At 61.5% G+C, this 8584-nt stretch carries 6 protein-coding genes; 2 read left to right on the top strand and 4 right to left on the bottom strand.

Annotation, left to right across the window (positions count from 1 at the left end; all coding sequences use genetic code 11):
• Positions 1 to 258: 258 nt before the first annotated feature.
• Positions 259 to 846 (top strand): transglutaminase-like cysteine peptidase, encoded by a 588-nt coding sequence (locus EOB80_RS35025; RefSeq protein ID WP_245466236.1) that lies wholly within the window; start codon positions 259 to 261, stop codon positions 844 to 846.
• Between the two features lie 59 nt (positions 847 to 905).
• On the opposite strand, the gene EOB80_RS03715 is transcribed toward EOB80_RS35025, so the two are convergent.
• The 4 genes from EOB80_RS03715 to EOB80_RS03700 are packed head-to-tail and all read right to left on the bottom strand — an operon-like array spanning position 906 to position 6489.
• Positions 906 to 1547, bottom strand: coding sequence for a ribbon-helix-helix domain-containing protein (locus EOB80_RS03715; protein WP_127271969.1), 642 nt, complete (start codon positions 1545 to 1547; stop codon positions 906 to 908).
• Entirely contained in the window at positions 1537 to 2826 is a 1290-nt protein-coding gene (locus tag EOB80_RS03710; RefSeq protein WP_127320297.1) for an HlyD family type I secretion periplasmic adaptor subunit, read from the bottom strand. The genes EOB80_RS03715 and EOB80_RS03710 overlap by 11 nt, the downstream gene beginning before the upstream one ends.
• Before the next feature lie 42 nt (positions 2827 to 2868).
• On the bottom strand, positions 2869 to 5001 hold the full coding sequence (locus EOB80_RS03705; RefSeq protein ID WP_127271964.1) for a type I secretion system permease/ATPase: 2133 nt from the start codon (positions 4999 to 5001) through the stop codon (positions 2869 to 2871).
• 39 nt (positions 5002 to 5040) lie between these two features.
• The gene (locus EOB80_RS03700) at positions 5041 to 6489 is read right to left on the bottom strand and encodes a TolC family protein (RefSeq protein ID WP_127326707.1); all 1449 of its coding nucleotides are present in this window, start codon (positions 6487 to 6489) and stop codon (positions 5041 to 5043) included.
• A 615-nt stretch (positions 6490 to 7104) separates the two neighbouring features.
• Between EOB80_RS03700 and EOB80_RS03695 the strand changes: the two genes are divergently transcribed.
• A complete protein-coding gene (locus EOB80_RS03695; RefSeq protein ID WP_127326706.1) occupies positions 7105 to 8568 on the top strand; it encodes a phosphatidylserine/phosphatidylglycerophosphate/cardiolipin synthase family protein in 1464 nt (487 codons plus the stop codon).
• Positions 8569 to 8584 lie beyond the last annotated feature (16 nt).

The following is an 8584-nucleotide window of genomic DNA, read 5'->3' as shown; positions in this document are numbered from 1 at the left end:
TCATTCGCGAGCGATATCGCCGCATCCGGCAGGCCTCCGGAGAAGGTCCAGACGCCACCCAGTCTCGGCGGTGTTTCGCTGGCGAGGCCCCAGCCCTGGCAGCCTGCGGGCGCTTACCGGATCGGTCTGGTCACCGGCAGCTATGGCCCAGATGTTGGCCGCGGGGATGGCTCGTCAACGGCGCGAGATGACGCCGGGATAGATCCGCTGCAGACCGCGTCGATCATTCCGGGGGTCTTCGGATCGGTTGCCTTGTCCATGCGCAATTTTCCCGTCGCGGCTCGCTGGGCGCCCGTCTACCGGGCAATCGCCGCCTGTTCGGCAGGCAGCCCCTGCGAGCACAAGAGCGCGGCTTTTGCCGGCATAATTGCCGCCGCTCAAGGCAAGGGATTCAGCGAGAAGCTGTCCTTCGTCAACAGCAGCGTAAATCGCCTGATCGCCTACAGGAAAGACAGCGTCGTCTACGGCAAGCTCGACTATTGGGCGAAGCCTTCGGAGATTCTCGAGCGGCGAGCCGGCGATTGCGAGGATTTTGCCATCCTCAAGATGACGGCCCTGCTGAGGGCCGGCATTCCCACGCAGAGCATGGCGCTTGTCGTCCTCCAAGATCGCAAGAGAGGCTTCTTTCACGCAGTGCTGTCGGTGAGCACAGGCAGCGGCACCTTCATTCTCGACAGCCTCAGCAACACTGTCGTGCGTGACAGCGATCTTCCGGATTACGTTCCGCTCTATTCGTTCAGCACGGACCGGGCCTGGATCCACGGTTCAAGACCGGGCGGAGCCCAGATGGCCGACATCAAGGGCGGTTTCGCAACCGTCGCACCCGGCGAAGGCTTTCAGCCATAGGTTCGCCAGCATTGGCGATGCATGCAGAGCAACTCCGGTAAGTGTAACGGTGAACTGCTCTAGCCGCCGAAGACGAACGCCATCAGCAGCTCCGGCTCGAGCACCGGAGCCCGCACCGCATTCAATTGTCCCCGGTATCGACGGTCGCCCGCGCCGATGACAAAACCGGTGGCCACCGGCGATTCGCCATTGGCATCGAGCCGCGCGAATATGTCGGCCACATTGAGGTCCAGCGCCAGCTTGAGATCGTGCCGTGCGTCATCGCTTGGGGCGATCGGCAATTGACGTTTGACCAATTGCTGGAACGGCGCGTTGAACGACAGGATCTTCTTCGACGAAGCCAGGGCAAAGGCGGGAGACGGGCAAGCGACCAGTATGGCGTTGATGGTGTTGATCGATGCAAGCCTTCGCAAGGTCAGGTTTTCGTCCCCCAGCCCACGCATGCAGGCCACCCGGATCGCGGATGTCAAATTTCCTGTCTGTGCCTGGCTTTCGGCGATCTCGTCGATGAGCATGCCGATCGTGCACTTCCTGCTTTCGGCCATCTGCTTCAGCGACATCCAGAATGCCCGCTCCAGACGGATGCCGCGCCGGATGCCGCCGCGCGCCACAACCCGGAATTCCAGTCCAAAATCCTCGGCGGCGACTGGAGGCAGCAGCCGCTCGCGACCGGAATGATGAGGGCTGGCGCTACCGCTCACTCATCGCCTCCTCGCGCGCCTTGTTGATCGGCTTCAGGAGGTAGTGCAGGATCGTCTTGCGCCCGGTCTTGATGTCGACCGAGCAGATCATTCCGGGGATGATCGAATAGGCCTTGCCGTCTCTTTGAAGGGTGGATTTGTCGGTCGCCACACGCACCTGATAGTAGGGTTCCCCCGTTTTCTGATCGACCAGGCTGTCGGCTGTGATGTTCGAGACCTTGCCCTCGATGCCGCCGAAGATCGAGAAATCATAGGCGGTGACCTTGATAAGGGCCTCCTGGTCGGGACGGATGAACGCGACATCCCGCGGCGAGACCCGTGCCTCCACCAGCAACGTCTCGGAGGTCGGCACGATGCCGGCGACGACCGCGCCAGGCTGAACGAAGGCCCCGACCGTGTTAAGCTCCAGCGTGTTGACGATGCCGTCCACGGGAGAACGGATGTCGGTGCGCGCGACCTTGTCGGTGGCTCCCCTTATGGTCTCATCCACCACCGAAAGTTCCGCCAGCGCCTGGGTCAGGTCGTCCAACGCCTCCTGCTGCAATTGCAGGCCGAGTTCCTCGACCTGAAGCTGGGCTTCCGTGATCGACGATTTGATCTTCTTTATCGTTTCGCCCGCAAGGTTCAGCTGGCCGTTGAGTTCGGTCTGTTCGCGCTCCACCCGGAGTTGCTCGGTCCTTGCCATCAGGCCTTTCTTGACCATCGCGTCGACCAGTTTTGCCTCCTGGTCGCTGACGACCAGGTTCTTTGTAAGACGATCGGAATTGGCCTGCGCCTCGGCCAGTTCCCTCTCGCGCTGGTCAAGGCGTGACTTGAGCACGGATAGCTTGTTATCGAAGTTCCCGCGCCGGGCGATGAGCAGCTTCTGCTCATTGTCGCAGATTTGCGGAGCGACCGACTGGATGTCCTGCGGGCACGGAAATGGGCCCGAGAGATTGCCGGCCTGTTCGTATTTCAGCCTTGCTATGCGCACTTCCAGCGCGCGCGCCTTGGCCTGCTGCTCGCCGAGACTGGACGTGTTGAGCGTGTTGTCCAGGCGGATGATGAGATCGTTCTTCTTGACCACCTGGCCAATCGTCACGGCGATTTCCTGAACGACACCGGCTTCACTCGCCTGAATGATCTGGGTCTTGGAAGCGGGTATGACCTTGCCGTCGCCGCGTGCGATCTCATCGACTTCGGCAAAGGACGCCCAGGCGACGAAGACCACGAAGAGCGCTCCGATGATGAATATGGACGCCGACGCAAACAGCGGCGGTCGATCTTCTCTGGCAAGCATTTCCCACGCCCCAACGCATTGGATGCAGCAATATTTGTTTTGTCAGGCGCTTGTTTTCTGCAACGCCTGTATGACTTGGTCCTTCGGTCCGTCGGCAACGATTCTGCCCTGTTCGATAACGATCAGGCGGTCGGCCAGCTCAAGCATGCTGAAGCGATGTGTCGAGACGATCAGCGTGGTGTCGCGGTCGAAGGCGACTTTGAGCTGCTTGATCAACTGGCGTTCCGATGCAAGATCCATCGAGCCCGACGGCTCGTCCAGAAAGACGATTTTCGGTTTGGTCAGCAGCAGGCGTGCGATTGCCACCGTCTGCCTCTGGCCGCCGGAAAGATTGGTGCCGCGCTCGCCGACATTCATGTCGTAGCCGCGCGGGTGGCGTGAAACGAAATCGTCGACACCGGCAGCCTTTGCCGCTTCGATGATCTGTTCGTCTGTAGCCTCGGGGCATGCCATCAGGAGGTTTTCCTTGATGGTGCCCGAGAACAGGTCGCCGGCCTGCGCAACGATGCCGACCGCGGCGCGAACCTCGGACGGGTGATACTGGCGAATGTCGATCCCATCCAGCAGCAGCTCACCGGACGTCGGCAGGAAGAGCCGGCCGATCAGCCGCCCCATTGTCGTCTTTCCCGATCCTATGCGGCCGATGATGCCGATCCGCTCACCCGGCTTGACCGAGATATTCAGGCCGGTCAGAACCTCGTTTTCCGAGCCTGGATAGACAAACCCGACATTCCTGAACACCATCGCCCCCTTGCGGATGGGGCGGTTGACGAAGCCCACCGTGTCGGGTCGATCTTCCGGCTGAGCCATGATCGAATTCACCATTCTCAGCGAGAGCATGGCCTGGCGAAACCGGGACAGCGTTATGGCGATCTGGCCGAGCGGCGCCACGGCCCTGCTCGCCAGCATCACCGTTCCTATGATTGCTCCTGTCGAAACATGCCCTTCCGAGAAGGCATAGGCGCCGGCCACGACCAGGGCGACGGTCACCAGCTGTTGTATGGATTGGGTGATGTTGCCCGCCGCCGCCGAAAGCTGCTTGATCTTCTCGGACGTGTTGGCGGCGTTCTTGGAGTGCTCTCCCCATTTTCGCAGCAGATACGCCTCGGCGCGCAGCGACTTGATGGTCTCCAGCGTCGAGATGGATTCGACCAGCAGGGCCTGGCGCTGCGACGCTTCGTTCATCGAGGCGGCGACGCGCTTGCCGATGCGGCGCTGGGTGATCAGGCCGACGATGACGGACATCACGAAGGCCAGCGCCGGTATGATCACCAGCCATCCGCCTATCGCATAGATCACAAGGAGAAAGACGAAGACGAATGCCGTGTCGATGAACACGCTGATGGTGTTTGAGGTGAAGAACTCCCTGACGAATTCATACTGCGTGACCCTGTTTGCGTATTCACCGGTCGAGCCGGGGCGCGCCGACAGCGACGAGTTCAACACTTTTTCGAACAGCAGATAGGATATCCGGAGATCCGCCTTGCGCCCGGCATAGTCGATGAGGGAGGCCCTGGCCGTCTTCAAGAGCAGGTCGAACAGGATGACCGCGCCGATGCCGAGAGCCAGCACCCATAGTGTCGATATTGCCTTGTTCGGCAGGATCCTGTCGTAGACGTTCATGGTGAAGATCGGCGAGGCTATGGCCAGCAGATTGATGAACACCGCCGCCAGTACGACTTTTGAGTAGGTGCGCCAGAAAGCGCCCATCGTCCCCGTAAGCCAATGTCTCCGCTCGATCCTGGCCGCCGAGCCGACCGACATGGTTTCGGCGGCATTGGCATAGGTGATCGAGAAGGAAGCGCCGCCGCTGATGTAGCTGGCGGCCAGTTCCGATCGGCCGATCGTGGTGCGGCCGTCTTCCTGGGGCGCGGTGATATACGCATCGTCTTCGCCCAGAGCGAGCAGGGCAACCGGCAATTGGCTGACGCGAAAGACGATTGCCGGCAGGTCGATACGCCCCCTGAGAAAATCGCGGTGATTGAACTCGGTGACTTCCAGGCCGATGCGTTCGGCAAGGTGCCTGATGTCGTCGGCCGCAATTCGCGTGTCCGAGAGCGGCACGCCGGCAAACAGAACGGTCTCCGCGCTCGGCCTGCCGAGATATCCGGCAACGGCCGAGAAGCAGGCCTTGAACGCCTCCTTGGGGGAGAGGATATTGGGTTGCTGGTTCACGATCTGCCCGTCAGGACGCTCGCTGGACCTTGCGTCGTCTTATTTCTTCCTCACCGGGGCGAGGATATCGAATGGCAGGTCGTTCTTCTGCTCCGATGGCGTCCGCGCATAGGTCTCGGTGTCCGCGGTTTCCGGTGTTGCAAACTCGGTGCGAGCATAGGCTGTCGCTTGCTTTGCCGGCTCGAGATTCATCGTTTTCAGCAACTGTCCGGTCGCGGCCAGGAGCCGGTACTGGGCAAACAGCGATGCGTAGGACGCGGTATCCGCCAGCGTTGCCGTGTTGAACCGCGTATTCTGCGCGTCGAGCACGTCGAGCAGCGAGCGCTGTCCAACCTTGAACTGCTCGCGATAGGAAGCGACCAGCTTTTCATTGGCGGCGGCCTGTTGCCTCAGGGTCTTCGCCAGATCGGCTTGCCGGAAACGGCGATCCCATGAGGTGCGAACGGCTTCCTCGATTTCGCGCAAGACCTGATGATAGGCGAGCCGCTGCTCGCTGGCGCGGCGGATCTGCTCCTGTTCATTGGCCTTGTCTATGCCGCCGCGGTACAGGTTCCAACGCAGCACCAGACGCGCCTGCAGGTCATTGGTGTCCCCGTCGTCGCCGTCAATGTCGGTGCCTGCCCTGGCCCGACCTTCAGCAATGACTTCAGGGCCATATTTCGCCCGGGCCGCATCCACCAGGGAAGCCGCGGCGTCGATATCGCTGGTGGCCATGTGAACGCGCGGATTGTTCTGTCGTGCCAGGCCGATCGCGTCATCCAGTGACCGCGGAAGCGCGGCGGCGACATCACCCGGCCGCGAAGCATTGACCAGCGGCTTGCCGACGGTCTTGAAGAACCGGATCTTGGAGGCTTCCAGCTCTTCGGTCGCCTCCTGCATGCGGGCCTTGGCCGCGAACAGACGCTCCTCGGCCTGTTGGCGGTCGGCCTCGTTCAAGGCTCCGCCTGAGATGCCTTGCCGGATGTCGCCGAGTATCGCCTGATGGAAACCCAGATTCTTCTTGGCTTCGGAAACGATCGAAGCCTGCAGCATGTATTCGAGGTAATCCTGGACAACGGACAGCCCGATGAATTCGGACCGTTCCAGCACCCGGAACGACGCTCCGTCGACGCGCGATGCCTGGCGGTTCAATTCCGCGCGACGGGCTCCGCTGTCGAATAATTTCTGGGTCACCACCAGATTCGCTTCCGCCGGATAGAGCGAATCGTCCTCTATCGACAGCGAGCGTCGGGACGAATTGTCGAGCCGGCGAACACCAGCCGATCCCTCGACATCGACACTGGGAAGGTAAAGGCCCTTGGCCTGCCGCAACTCGAACTCGATTGCTTCGCGGTTTTCGATCGCCTGTCCAATCTCGGGATTGGATTCCACCGCGACAGCCATCGCCTCCTTGAGCGTAAGCGCATGAGCGCCCCCGCAGGTCAGCATGGTGGCCGCCATCAACAGACCAAGGCGCCTGCCTATGGTCGACATACCTGTCGTATTCATAATCCCACCCTAACGTTTCCCCAGCGTCCTTCTTCAGAGCGCTAACCAAGCCAAGGCCTGCCCGTCGGTGGATTATCCACAAATTCACGGAATGTGTGAGCGATTATTGATTTAGAGGGCGCTAAATAGCCCTTTTGGGCAACAAGGCTGCGAGATGTAGCAAAAATAGCACATAACTTCGGCTCGCTGCGGTTGTATCCGGACGCCCCATTCAGTGGGAAAGCACAGAAAATCGCAAGCCAGTGGGCCGATCTGCCCAGAATCATGGCCGGTTCGGATAGCGGTTGTCGATAATCCAACCGGAGGTTGAACGCTTTTTCAGGCACCTCCCTTGGGGTGCCGCGTCCAAAAAATACTTCATCGCGGCGGCCGGCGCTGCGCGTCAATAGAGGTGGTACCAAAGCATAAGAGCCCGAGCAGGACAGGACGATGCCAGGCTCTATGCTTCCCCTGGGTCAGGTTTGTCCTTCTGAACAGGAACTATCGGGGTGCTTCAACCCATCGATCTCTGCGGCCGGTCGAACTTTTCAGCCAAGGCCGCATGCCACCATCCACCGAATGCACGGCACGAGCGGCTGCATTGCCTTCTGCAACCGCTCGCTGGATAGTCTCGGCATGTTGGCGACCCTGGCGACTCACTGGCCTCAGATTCTGGCGATCATCTCCGTGGTGATGGCGACGGTCGGCATCGTCCATGCCGTCATGACAAAGGAAGATGTCCGTGCCGCCACCGGCTGGGTCGGCGTGATGGTGCTGTCCCCGATCCTCGGCGTGCTGATCTATGCCGTCGCCGGCATCAACCGCATTCGCCGCGCCACGATCACCGCCCAGCGCCCGTTTGCCGATGGCGCGGTGTCCGCCAAGCACGAGCGCGACGTCGCTGTCGAAGAGGCCCTGATCGTCGAGCGCTACGGGCAACGGTTCACGGGCTTGCGGACATTGGGCGACAGGGTGGCGCGGCGCGCGCTCAATCCTGGAAATGGAATCGATGTGCTGGAGACCGGCGACGAGGCCTATGCCGCCATGTGCGCGGCCATCGATGGTGCAGAGCGCAGCGTCCTGCTCGAGACCTATATTTTCGACAATGACGCCGTCGGCCTGCTCTTCGTCCAGGCGCTTGCCGGCGCCGTCCACCGCGGCGTCACCGTCCGCGTGCTGATCGATGCCGTCGGCGCCCGCTACTCGGTGCCGAGCATCCTGGGGCATTTGCGCGAGGCCAACATCCCCGCCGATGTCTTCAACGGCAACATCGTCATGGGCCTGCGCCTGCCCTACGCCAATCTGAGGACCCACCGGAAGATCCTGGTGGTCGACGGCATCGCCGCCTTCACCGGGGGCATGAACATCCGAAAAGGCTTCTCTGCCGAATTCGCCGGCTCCAACAGCGCCAGGGACACGCATTTCCGGGTGACCGGTCCGATCGTCGCCGACCTCTTTTCGGTCGCCGCCGAGGACTGGCGCTTCGCCACCAACGAGGCGCTGAAAGGCGACGCCTGGCGCATCGCCCCGCTGGCGCCGTCGCCAGGCGCACCGATGATGGTGCGGGCGGTCGCTTCCGGCCCGGATGCCAGCAACGAGACCAACCACAAGCTGCTGATCGGTGCATTCTCGGTCGCCCGCAAGTCTATACGCGTGATGTCGCCCTATTTCCTGCCGGATCGGGAACTGATCAGCGCGCTGATCACCGCCGGCAGGCGCGGGGTCGAAATCGACATCGTGGTGCCGGCGGTGAACAATCTTTTCCTCGTCGACCGCGCGATGATGGCGCAGTTCGATCAGGTGCTCAAACACTATTGCCGTGTCTGGCGCACCGAGGGACCGTTCGACCATTCGAAGCTGCTTTCGATCGACGGCGTGTGGGCCTATGTCGGCTCTTCCAATCTAGACGCCCGATCGCTGCGGCTGAATTTCGAGATCGACTTGGAGGTGCTCGATGCCGGCTTTGCCAGCGAGATCGAGGCGCGGATCGGGTCGGCGATCGCCTCCGCCGTGCCGGTGACGCTGGAAGCTTTGCGAGCCCGGCCGTTTCTTATCAGGCTGATCGACCGGGTATTGTGGCTCGGTTCACCCTATCTCTAAGGCGGAGGTGCGCTTG

The organism is Mesorhizobium sp. M7A.F.Ca.MR.245.00.0.0 (genome assembly GCF_003997415.1).
Lineage (GTDB): Bacteria > Pseudomonadota > Alphaproteobacteria > Rhizobiales > Rhizobiaceae > Mesorhizobium.
This window is presented reverse-complemented; position numbering and strand designations above follow the sequence as displayed.